We start from the raw sequence: 16,058 nt of genomic DNA on the forward strand, positions 1-16,058 counted from the left end.
ATTTCTACGTGGTTCATGATAGGTCCCCCCTGTAACAAGTTTAGTCTTCAGGAGGTTGAGCGGAGGGGAATAAAAAAGGCCGCGTGTGCGGCCTTTCGAAGGGATTACTCAGTGACTTTCTTTTCCAGCTCGTTGGCGCCTTCTTTGGCTTTGTTCCAGCCTTTCTCGGTGCCTTCTTTGGTGGCATTCCAGCCTTTCTCAGCGCCTTCTTTGGTGGCATTCCACCCTTTTTCAGTGCCTTCTTTGGTTTTATGCCACGCTTTCTGGGAGTCTTCGCTGACCTTGCTGCCAAAGCTTTCGCTTTTACCTTCCGCAGCATGTTTCTGTTTCAGCTTCAGCTCTTCACCTTTGTTCTGCTCTTCGTGCAGTTTTTGCTTCGCCTCGTTGGCGTTAGCCTTCGCCGCGGCGACGGTATCATCAGTTGCATGTGTGGTCGCAGCAAATACTGGAGAAGCCAGCAGAACGGCAGATAAAGCGATAATTGTTTTTTTCATAATATCCTCATTTAACGTTATCGGTTATGAGCGTGATTCAGCATGTCACAGACGAAGCGGGGTGGCTTTAGGAAAAAACTGTAATGAGATCAACGTACCTAAACGTAGGGTCAATGGATTGAGGATTATCCAAACGATAAAAAGCCTGTTTCAGCGAGGGCGGCGAGGGTCAGGAGAATAAAGAGAATGACGACGATGGGTCTGTACATGTTTGGGTTCCTTCCGGGTTGAGCGGCTATTCCATAGCGCTGGGGGGAGTGCTTTTTAATTTTTCATAGGGGAGGGACGGTGTCGTTGATGTTTGTCAATGTGATGGGGAAATAAGAATACAGAATAACGCCGGGATTGCGCTGTATGGGCGTTCAGGATTTTATCCGAGGGAGATTTTGGTGGGGGGAATTTAAAGACTTCTTACAAGCCTTTATCCAGCTCAGCGGATAGCCTGTTAAGTTCGTTACTGATATGTTTGCGCCGTTGTTTTAACAGTACCCGGGCCGGAATGATGCGCTCGATAATTGTCGGCTTTCTGTTCAAATACGCTGTCACAAGCCGTGTGATGTCTTCCTCTGACCAACCGTCCATCACCGGCGTTGGGTTGTACAGCAGATTAGCCTGTAGGGCAGGGGCGACTTCCTCATCCACAATTCTGAAGATCGCTTCCCGGTTTAATCCGGATCTCTTCAGCACCTCCGCCATCCATTGATAGTCATAGTCCTGGAGTTCGCGCCCGGTAAAAAGTTCTGATAAGGCGTGCCAGACGGGGACGCGGGCGATCAGCTGGGTTTCAGTCAAATGCATATTAATTTCTCCCTTGCGGTAAAACATACACGGTTCCGAACAGGAGGTCTGTACCTACCGACGCAAGAATGCCGCCCACTAATGCCGCAACACCAATACAAACGGGTGCAGTTGCTGCGCACACCCCCGTTGCAACCACCGCTGCACCCGCTCCCCATCCGCCAGCAATGCCCGCAGTAACTATAGCGCCCTGATGCATTGTTTCGGTGGTTTTATCTTCTGCCTGATAAATTTCATACGCGGCGACCGCTAAAGAAACGAAAATAACCCGCTTACCTGCCTTACCCAACATTTTGGCGATACCTGATACCGCGCCCCTGTCACGTCCGGCCGACTGGATCATTTCCTTGAATACAGTGGCCTGCTGCCTTTCCGATAAAGACTCAAAAGATTGCTGAAACATTTTAGTCGCATAATGTTCGGTGAGGTCAGCCATCGTGCGTCCCGATGGTTTTAGCTTTTTCGCATAGGCTTTACCTACGGGCTGTTTCTTAGCCGAGAAAGATCGAGTATTTCGTTACTAGTCTGGGAGGCTAAAGTTGCTGCTTCTCGGGGAGACATATTTCCGCTCTCGACTGCTTGCACAAACTCAGCAGACATTTTCTGAATATCGCGCAAATATTGCTCTCTGACACGCGAGTCCTGTATACAATGTGCAGCAAAGTTTGAAGCCGTTCCTTGCAGCGAAGCAAGAGTAGCAGAAAAGGCTCTCTGATCATTCTGCATTGCTCCAGCAATGGCGGGGTATGTGAATCCCATTCAGCACCTCATCATCACGAACAACGTGGTAGAGATAATATCTCTGGCTAATTTTCTCCCTATATAAACATTATACAATTTTTTGAATGCAATATTCATTAGTCGTCCCTGTAATTACAGCAATGTTTTTAGGATTTTTGATATTGAACGCATGAAAATAGTTTTTAATGTAACGCCTCATCGTATTTAATGACAGGGCCGACATTGGCTACTGAAGGTGAAAAAATCAGCCCATAAAATTTATACGATGGACAAAACGTATAATACCGATGAACAAGTGTTTGCTCGCCAGGCAGAAAGGAGGGTTACCCCTCCTTGTGCAAAAACTTCACCGCCTTCCATGAGACAGACAGCGGTGCCATTGCCAGTATAAAAAAAGATAAAACGAGAATTATTGCGAAATAAATCCAACCATTACCATAATCATTAGTGATAGTGGCATAGGTAGCAAAAAACAGTAAACCAATGACAATAAACCAGGACGTGTAGAAGCGTCTTTTTAGCTCAACTAAAAGTGAATGCAGAGTCCGATCTTTACGTTTCGGATCTTCAAGTACGGCACGCAAAGCCGTAATATTTTTATCAGTAAACCCGTATGAACGAAGTTTCGTTTCCTGTTGCGCGTCTATCACCCTCCACTCCTGAACGTTGAATGCTCCTGCTTAAACTATATAAACAATAACAGTCATGGCTGAGCAAAAACAGATTCAACACTCGCTGAAGTGATGAATCACGATATCGTGCCTGCAGTCAGACAAAGCTCACTGCGTGCCTGGCAGCCAGAACATAACTATACCCTTCATATCTAAGAGATTGCTTTATGGCTACGCGAGCAAACTCCTCAGGGTCAAGACTGTTCCTGCAAAAAAATATCTGGCCCTTATTTAAAGAGCTCGATATTCTGTAATGCTTTGTCTTTTTTGTGAACAGGAAAAAGTATGCTAAGTACATTACCCGATTTACACAGAAGTTTTGCAGAGCAACTCAAGCTTAAATTTCAGGCTGATTCGCGAATTCACTCTCTTCTCGCTGGCGGCTCGCTTGTTCATGGCGGGTTCGATAATTACTCCGATCTCGATTTTGTCGTTGTGGTAGACCCTCTCTGCTATGACGAAATCATGGCGCAGCGTATTGAGTTCGCCGGAACACTGGGGCATCTGCTGCATGCCTTTACCGGGGAACATGTCGGAGAGCCACGTCTGCTTATATGCCTGTATGGTCCTGAACTCCTCCATGTCGATCTGAAATTTGTCACACTGGACATGCTCACTCAACGCGTAGAGGAGCCTGCAGTGTTATTTACCCGCGATCACCTGGCTCTGGAACAACAACTGGCAAAATATCGTGCTCAATGGCCTGACATGACGCCGGAGTGGTTTGAGTCCCGAGCCTGGATCTGGCTTCATTATGCGGCGGTGAAACTGGGAAGGGGCGAACTCTTTGAAGCGATTGGCATGCTGTCATTCTTCCGCGAGCAAGTGTTGGGACCTATGCTGTGCCGTCGTGCAAATCTGCCGCAACGTGGGGTTCGCCGCATTGAATTCCATGGCCTTGATCGTGATGGCCTGCTTGCATCCACGCTGGCAACGCACGATCGTGACTCCGTCAGCATTGCCATCAGAAAGTCTATTGACGCTTATATCAATCTGCGGGCTGATGCGCTGCCGAAAAATATCGCAGACGATGCGGCGCGGTGGGCGGTTCTTGCCATGCTGAAAGCCTGAACCCGACCTCGAAAGGTTTCGGTCTGATTCGCCCCGGGTTCAGACGACGTTTGCTAAAAAAATGGTCGTCTGAATTTCGGTTGTGACGTTCTTGCTGACTGCTTAGATTCATTTTCAATCTATCGAGAGGATATGGATATGAACTTTGCAGAACTCCACAACCAGCATGAGCCGCTTCTTATCGCTAATGTCTGGGATGCCGCCAGTGCTGTCGCAGCGCAAGAAGCAGGTTATCAGGCATTGGGAACGTCCAGCGCAGCAATCGCGTCCACACTGGGATATGAAGACGGGCAGGGAATGCCATTTGATGCGCTATTTTATATGGTCACTCGTATCCAGGCTGTCAGCAAGCTGCCATTGAGCGTTGACATGGAAGCTGGGTACGGTGATTCAGCCGAAGAGATAACAGCCAATCTCAGGCGCCTTGCTCAGACAGGCGTCGCAGGCGTTAATCTTGAAGACAGCAGCGTCATAAATGGGGTGCGTCAGCTTGACGATGCTTCTGATTTTTCCGGTACCCTGAGAACAGTAAGCGATGTGCTGAGAAGCGAAAATCATAGCCTGTTTCTGAACATCCGGACTGACACGTACCTGCTCGGGCATGCAGAAGCGTTGCAGGAGACGATATTACGGGGTCAAAGCTATAAAGCTGCAGGTGCTGACGGCCTTTTTGTGCCCTGTCTGACGTCAGAGAAAGACATCAGCCTCATTGCAGAGGCAACGGGTCTGCCTCTTAATGTCATGTGTATGCCCGACCTTTCGTCATTCGACAGGCTGAAGCTGGCCGGAGTAAGCCGCATTTCCATGGGCAATTTTGTGCATTCAGCCATGCAGTCAACGCTGACTGATGTCATGTATGCGATCCGATCTCGTCAGACGTTTGAAGGACTTTTTGGTGATGAAAATAACCGATAAGAATTTATGTGATATCTGGTATCAGGCATTACTTGAACGTGCTTCAGAATATACTGGCGTGTTTTTTGTCGGCGTCAAAACCACTGGCGTGTTCTGCATTTCGGTATGTCGGGCGCGAAAGCCCAAACGTGAAAATGTCGAATTTTATAAAGATGCCAAATCTGCCCTTGCGGCCGGCTTTCGACCCTGTAAGGTCTGCAGACCCGCTGAGAATGCGCACAGCGCGCCATTATTTGTTGAACAGGCGCTTGCGCTTGTCAGGCGCGATATTAAATCCCGTGTTGCAGACGCGGAGCTTCGCCAGCATGGAATCAGTCCGGAGCGGGTAAGACGCTGGTTCCTGCAACATCACGGCATCACTTTTCAGGCTTTCCAACGAATGCAGCGGGTGAACGTTGCCCTGCAGGAGCTCAAAAGCGGACGAACGGCGACTGACGTTGCGCTGGACAACGGCTATGAATCCCTGAGCGGGTTTGGTTATACCTACAAGCGACTTACTGGTGCAGCGCCGACTCAGGCAACCCAGGTGATTGTCATTCACCGTTTTACCACGACGCTTGGGCCAATGTTTGTCTGTGCGACAGAGCGGGGAGTCTGTCTGCTGGAGTTTACCGATCGCAGGATGTTAGAAACAGAGTTTCGCGATATTCAGCGTTTATTTAATGCCAGAATCGTCACCGGAGAAAACAGCCATACCCGGCAGACAGTAAAGGAAATCAGCGAGTATTTTGCCGGAACGCGCCGACAGTTTGATCTCTCTGTGGATGCCCCGGGAAGTGATTTTCAACAATCCGTCTGGCGCGAGCTGCGTGCAGTTCCCTATGGACAGACCTCACACTATCAGGCCATCTCACTGCGGATGAATAAGCCAAATGCTATACGCGCCGTCGCTGCTGCTAATGGTGCAAACCGAATTGCGATTGTGATCCCTTGCCACAGGATAATTGGAAAAGATGGCGCGATGACAGGTTATGGAGGCGGTATTTCTCGAAAAGAATGGCTCATTGAGCATGAGAGGAGGAATGTTTAATGGTGGAACATTTTGAGGGTACAAAAAAGCCCGCAGAGCTTGCACCGTGCGGGCTTTCAGGACTTTATCAGACGCGGAGTCTGGATACTTCTCAGGAGCATTAATCCAGCTCAGCGGAAGCCTTTTCATTCTGATAAATAGTGACTTCAGCTTACGTTTTCCGACGCCGGTGCGGCAGATATCGTTATGTACTTTTTCAGACCTGACTCCCGTTTAACCCCTTTTGGATCGGAAGCAAAAGGAAGCCGCAGACGAGGTGAGTCGGATACTTTCAGTGTCCAGATATAATCCCCAATAAACCTGAAGCCCACGCTATCGTCAGTGACCTGGAGATCCGCAAAACTCCCTGTCGAGTACTCATTTCCCAAACGAACAATTTCTTTAAGCCCGTCATGCACGTCGATAAGGGCAATGGTCAACGATTCCTCGAAAATTACATCGTCTGTCAGAAACAGGATGTAGCGCTGGTCATTCACCTGAACCGCTGTTTCCAGTACGTGCCCGGGAACGAGAATACCTGTGCTTTTGCCATTGAGCACGACCTCACACTGAGCCTGGGTTAACTCGTTCGCTTCGCGGGTTAATATCGAGAAAGTGATTGAACCTGCTGCATCATTAATTCCGGGTATGTTTCCATGTCTGGACTGGAAGCGTTATATGGCTGTGGGTGTGCTAAGAAGAAAACATAAGCTTTTGATGGTTTACTGGCAAACAAATTTGCCCGGCTATAGTTGTTCATGTTTCTGAATTTATCAATGGAGAGCCGCATTCGGGTGTTGTAGTTCATGTTTTTGGAGCATGACCACTCGCGATGGCAGGGCCCCGTACTGTATCCAATTAAGATATTACAGCTCTTGCATCAGCTTAATGAATTGTCCGAACGATTTAGCAAGAATTAGGCTTGTCAGGGGGCAGCATAAACTTCAGGTCAGTTGGCCAGTTTTTTTTTTCTAAGATATCGGTATACTGGCTTTGCGTAGAGGGAAGGGGAATGACGTGGCGATATCTGAAGAAGTGTTACTTAAATCTGGTTTTACAAAAGAAGAGCTTCAAAAGCTTAAACGCTATGTGGATACTCAAAGTACTACATTGGATATTTTGCTTCCTGCCCTTTCAAATCGATTTAAAGGGATTGTCATACTTTCAGCCATACTCACCGTTTTGTTCATCCTGGCAGTATGCTTCGCTTCCCCAGAAAATATCATCTCATCAGGTGTAGCTGTACTGTTCATCTTTGGTGTCTTCTGCTGGATGACCCCTCTCAAATTAACTTATAAAGCCTGGCGGTTTAAGAGGGATTATCAATAGCCAGTAAGTCGAAAACGATTTTTGCGTTTATGCCGTATCCGATGATTTTCATGGTAAGTTTTGGCCGACTCATTGAGTCCATTTTTCTGTAAAAATCTGAGCGCATAAAATAAAACAGGCGCCAGGAGCCTGGTTTTCGAAGTAAACCGAATACGCTGTACGCATTTGCAGCAAGGCTCACCGTTTTATAGGCTGCCAGACCTGTTTCACCGCGAAATCCCATAAACTCCGCTACTGACATCGCTGTGTCAGCGACAAACCCTTGTGACCCAGGCTTGTTCAGTAATTGATTATTTACTTCTCTGGATACGGTATTCGCCGCATCTATCACCAGTGTGGCACCTAACAATACACCGACAGGTGTCATTGAGCTCGCAAGGATCAATCCACCTGCGGCTTGCAATCCCGCAAAAACAACCTGCACAGCGGAGATCACATAGCCAACAATTTTGTTGTTTTCCTTGATGAATTCAACTTTGGCATAAATCTGTGCAGATCTCGTCCTGAGTAGACGATCCTGTTCAAGAAGATTTTCGTTCTCTGCCCTTAGATTTTTTATATAGGAAATCCCTTCTTCGTCAGACTTCGCTTTGCGAGCAAGAGAAAATTGCTCAGTGATGAAAGACTTAATGTCTTCCATGAACTGAATTCTGGTGAGCCCATCTTTGAGGTGGCTAGCCGCTACCATGTTTGCTGTATTAATGAGTTTTCGAGCTTCAAGATTAATCATGGTCGCTGACCATGCGTTAGTCCGTTGTCCTGTAAGAAGCGAAATATCCATTATTACCCTCATGTACGATTTACGGTAGCACCGGCCAAGAGCATATAACAATCTATATTCGTTTGTATATATTCTTGCTATGCAAGGAGCAATTTTCATAATCCAGAAAAGACCTCTTTGCTACCGTTACGACATGCTGTAACACCCCAGCCGAAGTGTATTCAATTAGTAATACAAGTAATAAAGAACGGCATATCTCTGACGGTGTATTATTAACTGATGCCGGAATAGATACTTTCTGAAATAGTACTCGATGCTGATTCTCACTATCTTTTGGGCAATAATAGTGCTGCTATATCTAAATGGGCGGTAGCCGTTTAATGGGCTGGCGCACAAGTATGGACAGCCATCCGAAGAGACTAAAGTGATCATACTGACACTACTCAAAGGTATGAGGAGTCAGGCAAGCATTTCCACCCGGCTGCAACTCAGGGATGAACTAACGTAGGTCTAAAAGGCATACCGCGAAAAGCTTGCTTCACTCGCATGAATAGGTGCAGTGCATCAGCATCCGTAACCGTCTGAATGATTTTATGCAGGCGAACGGCGCGGAGCTGGCCGCCGCCCTTGCCCCGGAGCTGATGAATTATTCCGGGCAGCATTCCGCCATTCAGCGCTGTGCCATGCAGCACTCGATCGACTATCTGCCTGAGGCGCTGCAGGTCTGGCTGGCCGCCGGTGAAAAAATTAATTATTCGGCGCAGGATAATGACATTTTAACGGCCATCGGATACAGGCCTGACGCGGCTTCGCGCGATGATAATCGTGAAAAATTCACACCTGCACAGAACCTGAATTACACCCGCCGACGCGCAGAGCTGGCCGCGCAGTAGTCCTTTCAAAAATTCCCGAAAAACCCGCCTTTTTCCCCTAAAAAGCCATGCATGCAAAAGGTGCATGGTTTTGCATGCGTTTTGCCGACACTGGATCCCCCGCCAGCGCCAGCACTGGCGCGCCCTGAGGCCGGTCATGCACCTGCATTAAAAGCGCCCCCTTAAGCGGGCAGGCGAGGCGGGGACAGCATTGCGAGCATAATCGTGTATACCAACAAGTCCCCGTTGTGATTACACAAGGCGGATTAAATTGCATTCGACATTAAAATAATGTCCATGGAGCTCTTGTAACACTCATTTTTAAGAGGTGGATCCGGGCTTCATCTAAACATAAGATGGTATCCTTACTGGTCTATTATGCGCACGGAGCAAAATGAAGTGGCTATAGTTGAATTGCACTTTGATGGTGACATTGCACAAGATCACCAGGTTTCTTTAAGGACTCTTTCAAAAAGCTTAGGACACTTGCAGAGTGCCCTAGATAGAGCATATCTGGATATTAAATATGGTAATCTTTGGAAATATGCAAAGATGCACCATGAATATTATAAAGATGTTGAAATGTTGGTGCAGCCTCCTAGGGAAGGCGGATATATTATCGATTTCTTTTCGAAAAAAGAAATTACTAAGAATGTTGTTGCTAGGGTCTCAAATGCAATAAGTAATGCCATAAGCGAAGCACAGCAAGATGGTTTAGAAAATGCTGATACTATCAGTAAAAGTTTAGAAACAAAACGGGCACAAATTTCCGATGATTTAATTGAGCCTCGTGAGTATCAAGAGCTTTTAGAGAGACCTGACGCTGCTGTTAATCGCCGTTATGGGGATAGAGCCATTGTGAGAGAAATAGACCAAATGTTAGCAGTTATTAGATCTCAACACTCTGGTGATAGCACTTTAGAAATTTCGTTGACAGCTGATCGCACGCAAGTTTATGAATTTAACAGATCTAAAGCTAATGCTTTTCATAGAGTTGTCACTAGGAAAAAACTGGGAGACCCTGTAATTTATCGTGTGAAGGTATCAGAAATGGATTTGGACTATCTTTCTGCTAAAATGAGAAACACTTTCAATGATGCAGTGAGCACACTCAGATTCGCTTCAAAGGAAGACTTTCAAGAGGTGCTTCCTTATTTTCAAAATGAAGAAGAAATGATTTTTTTAGGCGCACCTTACATTGAATATGGCGCTTTTGACCCATCTTGCGGAGATGTATATTTTATACAGGTGTATTAATGGATGAGTTAGCAAAGAAAGTCCAAGAAAAATATATCGAGGATCTTACTAATAAGTATCCGCTTCATCGGTTTTTGGTATTGTTTATTGTTATTTTCTTTATGCTAACTTATCAAACTGGTAACGCTGATATTTACAATATTATGGATGAAACAAATGTTAAGGAACTCTTTGATTTTCAAGGTGGTTTGCTTTCAAAATTATCTATGCTCCAGTTGATTCAATGTCTAATGATCTCGTGTTTTTTGAATTACTCACATAAAAAAATAAATATTTCAATATTTAACTTGTTGGTTTCGTTTTGTGATTTTAAAAAATACACATCCGACATTCATGACAAATATAAATCCTTAAAAAGAAATGACGCATATGATCTCTTCCTTGTCAAAGAAGTAGATAAAAAAATAAGTGAAAAAAAATCGCAGTTTCGCATTTCTTTGATTAATTCAGAGCTGGTTTTTTCTTTTTTGTTTTGTGTGTTTTGGAGTTTTCATGGTTCTATTTTTAACATCATTTTAGTATTTTCATTATTGACTCTTTGGGTTTATATGCAGTGGGCGAGTTATAAGTTTTATATAATTGATTTCTTCCCACTATATGTGGCAAAGAAATACTTATTAGATGAGCCGATAGTTATTGCAGATGGCTTTCATGATTGAAAGCCATTTTACTTTTTCAAAATTTTAATTTATTTGTATCCTTCTATCAATAATCCCCACCATGATAGAATTTCTCTACGCTGTTCGAGGTACAAGGCTCGATTATAGGCTCTTCTTACTTCATCCTTATCAACGTGGGAAAGGGCAGCCTCAATAACATCGGGATTAAAACCGGCCTCATTTAGAGCTGTACTTGCGATAGAACGTAACCCATGAGCAACTAATTTCCCACCATAACCTATTCGCTTAAGTGCAGCATTGGCCGTTTGACTATTCATAAGCTGTTTTGGATCATTTCTGCTGGGAAAAACATGTTCTCGATGTGCGCTAATAGGCTTCATCACATCCAGCATTTCCAATGCTTGTGGTGACAAAGGAACAATGTGTTCACGCTTAGCCTTCATTCGTTCGGCTGGAATTGTCCAGAGCTTTGCTTCGAGATCGATCTCTGCCCACCGTGTACCGGAGGCTTCAGAAGGGCGCACAAGGGTCAGGAGCTGCCATTCAATGAGACAGCGCGTCGGGACAGACAGATTTGACATTACGAGAGAACGCATAAGCTTCGGTAATTCTTCCGGTCGCAGTGTCGGCATATTTTGTTTTTTGGGCTTCTCAAAGGCCATCCCAACACCGGATGCTGGATTGGCATCAATCAAACCAGTGTTTACCGCATAAATCATTATTTCGTTAATACGCTGTACTAGGCGGCGAACTGTTTCCAGTGCCCCTCGTGCTTTGATTGGCTCAAGTGCTTCAACCAATGTTCGGGCGTTGATTTTTTGGACTGGGATCTCCCCGATGGCTGGGAATACGTCTTTTTCCAGTGAGCGCCATATATCTTTTGCGTAATCGGGGGTAACGCTTTTGCTTTTTAGCTGGAACCAGTTAGAGGCGACCGTTGAAAAGATACTGTCCAGTGCGATTTGCTGCTGTTCCTCTGCAACTTCAGCTTGAATTTGCGGGTCGATTCCGTTGGCTAATAATGCAAGGTAATCAGCTCTTAACCCTCGGGCATCAGCAAGCGAAAGAGCAGGGAAGGCACCGAGCCCCATCATTGTCCGCTGCTTTGTTGCCGGACGTTGATAACGGAAACGCCAGAGTTTTTTCCTGCTGGTTTTCACTATAAGGAAAAGCCCATCGCCATCATGCAGCGTTAGATCCTTCTCTAACGCTTTAGCGCGCAGAACTTCGGTGTTGGTCAGCGGGCGTGTAGTCCGTGGCACTATGGCCGCTCCCTCATGAATTGGTATACCTAAACGTATATCAATAATCACCGGATTTAGCCGGATGTTCTCGGACAACGACAGGCACAAAAAAGCCCGCAGGGCTTGCGCCGTGCGGGCTTTCAGGACTTCATCAGTCGACTCTGGTGATCGCCGATGGAGAATTTTGGTGGAGCTGGCGGGAGTTGAACCCGCGTCCGAAATTTCTACATCCTCGGTACTACATGCTTAGTTTGTCTTTACATTCGCACGCCAGCTGCGGACAGACACGCCACTAACGAACTAGCCTGATTAGTTTTAACGCTTCAACCCCAGGCAGGGCTTCCACGCGATCTCTTTTGGGTTTGACCTCTCTTTGATCCCCGTCTTAAGAGCGGAAGCTAGGGAGAGAGGGCTCAGAGCAGGTTATTAAGCTGCTAAAGCGTAGTTTTCGTCGTTTGCGACTATTTTTTTGCGGCTTTTAACGAGGCAAACCGCCCCTCGGCATGCACCTTGGGTTTCGCAAATCCCGTCGAATCCAGAATCAGCCCCAATAGTGTTGAACTCAGTATACCAGATTTCACTTCCTGGATACCAGCCCGGAACGCTAACTTATTGAATAGTACAATAAGTGTGCAGAATCAACGTCCTGCGTTTTTCATAATACGTGCTTTGTCGAGCTGCCATTCGCGCTCTTTCAGATCAGTACGTTTGTCGTGCTGTTTTTTACCTTTAGCGACGCCCACTTTCACTTTGCACCAGGCGTTTTTCCAGTACAGCGACAGTGCGACCACGGTAAACCCTTCACGGTTAATGCGCCCGTAAAGGGATTCCAGCTCACGCTTGTTCAGCAGCAGCTTACGGGTGCGCGTTGGGTCACACACGTAGTGCGAAGAGGCGACGGTCAGCGGCGTAAAGTTGGCACCGAACAGGAAGGCTTCGCCATCTTTTAGGATCACATAGCTATCGCCGATGTTGGCTTTCCCGGCGCGCAGCGATTTTACTTCCCAGCCCTGCAGGGCAAGGCCAGCTTCAAATTCTTCTTCAATGAAATACTCATGGCGAGCACGCTTGTTGAGCGCAATGGTCGCCGAGCCTGGTTTATGTGCTTTTTTCTTCGTCATAAGTGTCGTAAAGCCGTCGGTAATCTGATTTCAAAAAGTCACCTCATTGCGTCCTGTGAGGTCTAACGCGCTATCTTAGCACGAGATGAGGCTTAGCGTTTTTTTAACAGGTGATAAATGTTATTATTTGTCCGTTGTGTGACCATGGGAAATGCTATGCCTCAGATTAGCCGTACTGCGCTTGTACCTTACAGCGCGGAACAAATGTATCAGTTAGTGAACGATGTTCAGTCCTATCCAGAATTTATTCCGGGATGCACCGGGAGCCGCGTTCTGGAGTCAGGCCCGACGCAGATGACGGCGGCGGTGGATGTCTCCAAAGCGGGGATCAGCAAGACGTTCACCACCCGCAATACGCTGACGAGCAATCAGAGTATTTTGATGCATCTGGTGGATGGTCCGTTTAAGACCCTGATGGGAGGCTGGAAGTTTACGCCGCTGAGCGCTGATGCCTGCCGCATCGAGTTCCATCTGGACTTTGAGTTTACCAATAAGCTGATTGAGCTGGCGTTTGGCCGCATCTTCAAAGAGCTGGCGTCCAATATGGTTCAGGCGTTCACGACCCGCGCCAAAGAGGTCTACAGTGTCGCATAAGATAGCGGTGGAAGTGGTCTATGCGTTGCCGGAGAAGCAGTATCTGCAGCGCGTGACGCTGGAAGAGGGCGCAACCGTTGAGGCGGCTATCCGCGCCTCCGGCATTCTGGAGCTTCGTCGCGATATCGATCTGGCAAAAAATAAAGTCGGCATTTACAGCCGTCCAGTGAAGTTGGGTGATGTGCTGAAAGAGGGCGACCGGGTGGAGATTTATCGTCCGCTGATTGCCGACCCGAAAGAGCTGCGTCGCCAGCGTGCGGAGAAATCAGGTAAGTAGTGCTTTCTTCCCCCGGTGGCGCTGCGCTTACCGGGGCTACGATCCAGTGCGAAATGTCGATACAAAAAAGGTGCTCAATGAGCACCTTTTTGCATTTCTGACGCCGGATTATTTGGTCAGGGCAGGCTTGTTGTCGATGTTGGTCAACACACCGGCGCTGCTGAAGGTCAGCGTCAGGGTCTGCTGGGTCACATCTTCGTGGCCTGGCTGCTGACGGAATACATAGAACCAGGTGTTGGTGCCGAACGGATCGGACATCATCGGGGTTCCCAGTGCATAAGCGACCTGCTGTTGTGTCATCCCTACACGGATTTTAGACACATCGTTAGGGGTAAGGTAGTTCCCCTGGTTGATGTCAGGACGGTAAACCACTTTCTCCAGAGTGGAACAGCCTGCGGTCAACATCAGAAGAACCGCAGCGGCAGCGGTCAGCGTTTTACAGCGCATAGTGATTTGATTCCTTTTCGGGCCCGAGCAGTACGCGGCTCATATGTAATATGCCGATGATAATAGACCTTGCCCCACTTTGAAACCGGTCTGGCGGCGTTTTTGTTGTTCTGTATGACCCTGAGATCCCGAAAAAGTTTATGCCGCCAGCAGTTCTTTCGCATTCGCGAGCGTGTTGCGGGTGACTTCGCTGCCTCCCAGCAGACGAGCCAGCTCCTGCAGACGCGAGCGTTTATCCAGCGGTTTCATGTGCGTTTCGGTCATTTCACCGTCCGTTTCTTTGCTCACGATAAAATGATGATGACCACAGCCCGCCACCTGCGGCAGGTGGGTGACGCACATCACCTGCGTTGATTCGCCCAGCTGGCGCAGCAGTTTACCCACCACCGCGGCTGTCGGGCCGCTGATCCCCACATCCACTTCATCGAAAATCAGCGCCGGGGTTTCCATTTTACGGGCGGTGATAACCTGAATCGCCAGAGCAATACGGGAGAGCTCACCGCCGGATGCCACTTTGGAAATAGGCTGTAACGGCTGGCCTGGGTTGGTGGTGACACGGAACTCGATGCGATCCGCGCCTTCCGCCGTCAGGGAGTTCTCTTCGAAGCGAACATCAATCGTGAATACGCCGTGTGGCATCGCCAGCGTATGCATGCTGTCGGTGATGTGCTGGCTGAGTTCCTGAGCATAATGCAGACGAACATCATGCAGCTGTTTCGCCGTAGTCAGCGCCTGCTGATGATGCTGGTTTACCGCCAGAGTCAGCGTTTCCAGTGAATCAGCCTGATCGTCGAGTTGCTGCTGTTCATCAAGGAGAGACTGATAGAACGCAGGCAACTCTTCCGGCGTGACGTGGTGCTTGCGCGCCAGCGAAATCTGACGGGAAATGCGCTGTTCCAGCTCAAACAGACGGTTGGGGTCGAGATCCAGACGTTCACAGTAGTGGCGCAGTTCATCACCGGCTTCAGAGATTTGAATCGCCGCTTCTTCCAGCATATCCAGTACGCCAGACAGTTTGCTGTCCATGCCCGCCAGCTCGGTAACAAGCTGACGCACGTTATACAGCTGGCTTTGCAGATTAACGTCTTCGCCATCTGCCAGTAAGGTGAGGGCGTTCTGGCTGGTAGAGAGCAGATGGCCACTGTTGGCCAGACGCTTGTACTCTTCGTCAATGAGTTCGAACTCACCCGCCTGCGGATTAAACTCGTTCAGTTCTTTGAGCTGATACTCCAGCAGTTCGGCGCGTGCGGCACGCTCCTGGCTTTGCTGCTGGTGCTGAGCCAGCTCGCGGCAGCTCTGGTGCCACTGGTGATAGTGTTCTGCCATCAACTGAGTAAGTGCATACTCACCTGCATAGCCATCGAGCAGCGATTTTTGCTGCTCCGGCTTAACCAGCTGCTGATGCGCGTGCTGACCATGGATCTGAATAAGCAACTGGCCCAGCTCGCGAAGCTGAGAAAGCGGTACCGCCGTACCGTTGATAAAACCGCGTGAACGACCGTCGCTGCTGATAACGCGACGAAGTAAACACTCACGTCCATCTTCAAGCTGGTTTTCTTCGAGCCAGCGTAGGGCTGCAGGGGTGTCTTTCAGGGAGAAGCGAGCGCAGAGGTCAGCACGGTTGGCGCCCATGCGCACCATGTCACCCTCAGCACGCCCACCAAGGCACAAGCCGAGGGCATCTATGGCAATGGATTTACCCGCACCGGTTTCCCCGGTGATCGCCGTCATGCCGCTGTGGAAATCGATCTCAAGCTCACGAACAATGGCAAAGTTGCTGATGGTCAGTTGTGCCAGCATAATTGTTTTCCTGTATGAAAAACCATAACTGTGTTTTCATACAGTATAAACTGGTTTTTTATACAGTAAAGTGCTGG

At 47.9% G+C, this 16,058-nt stretch carries 18 protein-coding genes, 1 other RNA gene and 1 pseudogene; 9 read left to right on the forward strand and 11 right to left on the reverse strand.

Translation table 11 applies throughout. The features are described from left to right. Positions 1–104: 104 nt before the first annotated feature. From NQ842_RS06550 to NQ842_RS06565, 4 genes are all read right to left on the reverse strand, one after another. Complete coding sequence (locus NQ842_RS06550; protein ID WP_014832970.1) at positions 105–494, reverse strand: hypothetical protein; 390 nt, start codon at positions 492–494, stop codon at positions 105–107. A gap of 411 nt (positions 495–905) precedes the next feature. Then, positions 906–1,292 (reverse strand): hypothetical protein, encoded by a 387-nt coding sequence (locus NQ842_RS06555; protein WP_257256914.1) that lies wholly within the window; start codon positions 1,290–1,292, stop codon positions 906–908. Position 1,293: 1 nt separating this feature from the next. Then, on the reverse strand, positions 1,294–1,728 hold the full coding sequence (locus NQ842_RS06560; RefSeq protein WP_257256642.1) for a hypothetical protein: 435 nt from the start codon (positions 1,726–1,728) through the stop codon (positions 1,294–1,296). Positions 1,729–2,356: 628 nt separating this feature from the next. After that, on the reverse strand, positions 2,357–2,683 hold the full coding sequence (locus NQ842_RS06565; RefSeq protein ID WP_257256643.1) for a hypothetical protein: 327 nt from the start codon (positions 2,681–2,683) through the stop codon (positions 2,357–2,359). 306 nt (positions 2,684–2,989) lie between these two features. Between NQ842_RS06565 and NQ842_RS06570 the strand changes: the two genes are divergently transcribed. The 3 genes from NQ842_RS06570 to NQ842_RS06580 all read left to right on the forward strand — a co-directional run bounded on the left by NQ842_RS06570 (position 2,990) and on the right by NQ842_RS06580 (position 5,720). Next, positions 2,990–3,775, forward strand: a complete 786-nt coding sequence (locus tag NQ842_RS06570; protein WP_257256644.1) for a nucleotidyltransferase domain-containing protein — start codon at positions 2,990–2,992, stop codon at positions 3,773–3,775. 138 nt (positions 3,776–3,913) lie between these two features. After that, positions 3,914–4,690, forward strand: a complete 777-nt coding sequence (locus tag NQ842_RS06575) for an isocitrate lyase/phosphoenolpyruvate mutase family protein (RefSeq protein ID WP_257256645.1) — start codon at positions 3,914–3,916, stop codon at positions 4,688–4,690. Continuing rightward, positions 4,674–5,720: a bifunctional transcriptional activator/DNA repair enzyme AdaA gene (locus NQ842_RS06580; RefSeq protein WP_257256646.1), complete on the forward strand. Its 1,047-nt coding sequence runs from the start codon at positions 4,674–4,676 to the stop codon at positions 5,718–5,720. The genes NQ842_RS06575 and NQ842_RS06580 overlap by 17 nt, the downstream gene beginning before the upstream one ends. Before the next feature lie 146 nt (positions 5,721–5,866). Here the strand turns inward: NQ842_RS06580 and NQ842_RS06585 are convergent, their stop codons facing one another. Next, the gene (locus tag NQ842_RS06585) at positions 5,867–6,259 is read right to left on the reverse strand and encodes a hypothetical protein (RefSeq protein WP_257256647.1); all 393 of its coding nucleotides are present in this window, start codon (positions 6,257–6,259) and stop codon (positions 5,867–5,869) included. 457 nt (positions 6,260–6,716) lie between these two features. On the opposite strand from NQ842_RS06585, the gene NQ842_RS06590 reads away from it, so the two are divergent. Continuing rightward, on the forward strand, positions 6,717–7,028 hold the full coding sequence (locus NQ842_RS06590) for a hypothetical protein (RefSeq protein WP_219280969.1): 312 nt from the start codon (positions 6,717–6,719) through the stop codon (positions 7,026–7,028). Here the strand turns inward: NQ842_RS06590 and NQ842_RS06595 are convergent. Continuing rightward, entirely contained in the window at positions 7,009–7,809 is an 801-nt protein-coding gene (locus NQ842_RS06595) for a DUF4225 domain-containing protein (protein WP_125366270.1), read from the reverse strand. The genes NQ842_RS06590 and NQ842_RS06595 overlap by 20 nt on opposite strands. Positions 7,810–8,303: 494 nt before the next feature. Here NQ842_RS06595 and NQ842_RS06600 point away from each other — a divergent pair. The 3 genes and pseudogenes from NQ842_RS06600 to NQ842_RS06610 all read left to right on the forward strand — a co-directional run. Further along, positions 8,304–8,642: pseudogene (locus NQ842_RS06600) on the forward strand (phage polarity suppression protein); the annotation flags it as partial. Positions 8,643–9,020: 378 nt separating this feature from the next. Further along, positions 9,021–9,878, forward strand: coding sequence for a hypothetical protein (locus NQ842_RS06605; RefSeq protein WP_257256648.1), 858 nt, complete (start codon positions 9,021–9,023; stop codon positions 9,876–9,878). Further along, entirely contained in the window at positions 9,878–10,537 is a 660-nt protein-coding gene (locus tag NQ842_RS06610) for a hypothetical protein (protein ID WP_257256649.1), read from the forward strand. The genes NQ842_RS06605 and NQ842_RS06610 overlap by 1 nt, the downstream gene beginning before the upstream one ends. Positions 10,538–10,566: 29 nt before the next feature. On the opposite strand, the gene NQ842_RS06615 is transcribed toward NQ842_RS06610, so the two are convergent. From NQ842_RS06615 to smpB, 3 genes are all read right to left on the reverse strand, one after another. Further along, positions 10,567–11,760, reverse strand: coding sequence for an integrase domain-containing protein (locus NQ842_RS06615; protein WP_257256650.1), 1,194 nt, complete (start codon positions 11,758–11,760; stop codon positions 10,567–10,569). Between the two features lie 167 nt (positions 11,761–11,927). After that, positions 11,928–12,291, reverse strand: a transfer-messenger RNA (tmRNA) gene (ssrA, locus tag NQ842_RS06620). 89 nt (positions 12,292–12,380) lie between these two features. Beyond that, positions 12,381–12,863 (reverse strand): SsrA-binding protein SmpB, encoded by a 483-nt coding sequence (smpB, locus tag NQ842_RS06625; RefSeq protein ID WP_008502505.1) that lies wholly within the window; start codon positions 12,861–12,863, stop codon positions 12,381–12,383. 156 nt (positions 12,864–13,019) lie between these two features. Here smpB and NQ842_RS06630 point away from each other — a divergent pair, with 156 nt between their 5' ends. Then, on the forward strand, positions 13,020–13,457 hold the full coding sequence (locus tag NQ842_RS06630; protein WP_014832955.1) for a type II toxin-antitoxin system RatA family toxin: 438 nt from the start codon (positions 13,020–13,022) through the stop codon (positions 13,455–13,457). After that, the gene (locus NQ842_RS06635; protein WP_003863119.1) at positions 13,447–13,734 is read left to right on the forward strand and encodes an RnfH family protein; all 288 of its coding nucleotides are present in this window, start codon (positions 13,447–13,449) and stop codon (positions 13,732–13,734) included. Before NQ842_RS06630 ends, NQ842_RS06635 begins: the two co-directional genes overlap by 11 nt. Before the next feature lie 108 nt (positions 13,735–13,842). On the opposite strand, the gene bamE is transcribed toward NQ842_RS06635, so the two are convergent. Both bamE and recN read right to left on the reverse strand, forming a co-directional pair. After that, positions 13,843–14,181 carry an outer membrane protein assembly factor BamE gene (gene bamE, locus NQ842_RS06640; RefSeq protein WP_003863121.1) on the reverse strand — a complete coding sequence of 113 codons (339 nt, stop codon included), beginning with the start codon at positions 14,179–14,181 and terminating at the stop codon, positions 13,843–13,845. A gap of 138 nt (positions 14,182–14,319) precedes the next feature. Then, positions 14,320–15,981, reverse strand: coding sequence for a DNA repair protein RecN (recN, locus tag NQ842_RS06645; protein WP_257256651.1), 1,662 nt, complete (start codon positions 15,979–15,981; stop codon positions 14,320–14,322). Positions 15,982–16,058 lie beyond the last annotated feature (77 nt).

The organism is Enterobacter cloacae complex sp. R_G8 (assembly GCF_024599795.1).
Taxonomy (GTDB): Bacteria; Pseudomonadota; Gammaproteobacteria; order Enterobacterales; family Enterobacteriaceae; genus Enterobacter; species Enterobacter dissolvens.

What these genes read in the sequence shown, in the direction of transcription:
- recN (WP_257256651.1), bottom strand. Translation starts at nt 15,981, where the DNA reads ATGCTGGCACAACTGACCATCAGCAACTTTGCCATTGTTCGTGAGCTT.
- NQ842_RS06560 (WP_257256642.1), bottom strand. Translation starts at nt 1,728, where the DNA reads ATGGCTGACCTCACCGAACATTATGCGACTAAAATGTTTCAGCAATCT.
- NQ842_RS06575 (WP_257256645.1), top strand. Translation starts at nt 3,914, where the DNA reads ATGAACTTTGCAGAACTCCACAACCAGCATGAGCCGCTTCTTATCGCT.
- NQ842_RS06550 (WP_014832970.1), bottom strand. Translation starts at nt 494, where the DNA reads ATGAAAAAAACAATTATCGCTTTATCTGCCGTTCTGCTGGCTTCTCCA.
- NQ842_RS06570 (WP_257256644.1), top strand. Translation starts at nt 2,990, where the DNA reads ATGCTAAGTACATTACCCGATTTACACAGAAGTTTTGCAGAGCAACTC.
- NQ842_RS06580 (WP_257256646.1), top strand. Translation starts at nt 4,674, where the DNA reads ATGAAAATAACCGATAAGAATTTATGTGATATCTGGTATCAGGCATTA.
- smpB (WP_008502505.1), bottom strand. Translation starts at nt 12,863, where the DNA reads ATGACGAAGAAAAAAGCACATAAACCAGGCTCGGCGACCATTGCGCTC.
- NQ842_RS06610 (WP_257256649.1), top strand. Translation starts at nt 9,878, where the DNA reads ATGGATGAGTTAGCAAAGAAAGTCCAAGAAAAATATATCGAGGATCTT.
- NQ842_RS06555 (WP_257256914.1), bottom strand. Translation starts at nt 1,292, where the DNA reads ATGCATTTGACTGAAACCCAGCTGATCGCCCGCGTCCCCGTCTGGCAC.
- NQ842_RS06595 (WP_125366270.1), bottom strand. Translation starts at nt 7,809, where the DNA reads ATGGATATTTCGCTTCTTACAGGACAACGGACTAACGCATGGTCAGCG.
- bamE (WP_003863121.1), bottom strand. Translation starts at nt 14,181, where the DNA reads ATGCGCTGTAAAACGCTGACCGCTGCCGCTGCGGTTCTTCTGATGTTG.
- NQ842_RS06630 (WP_014832955.1), top strand. Translation starts at nt 13,020, where the DNA reads ATGCCTCAGATTAGCCGTACTGCGCTTGTACCTTACAGCGCGGAACAA.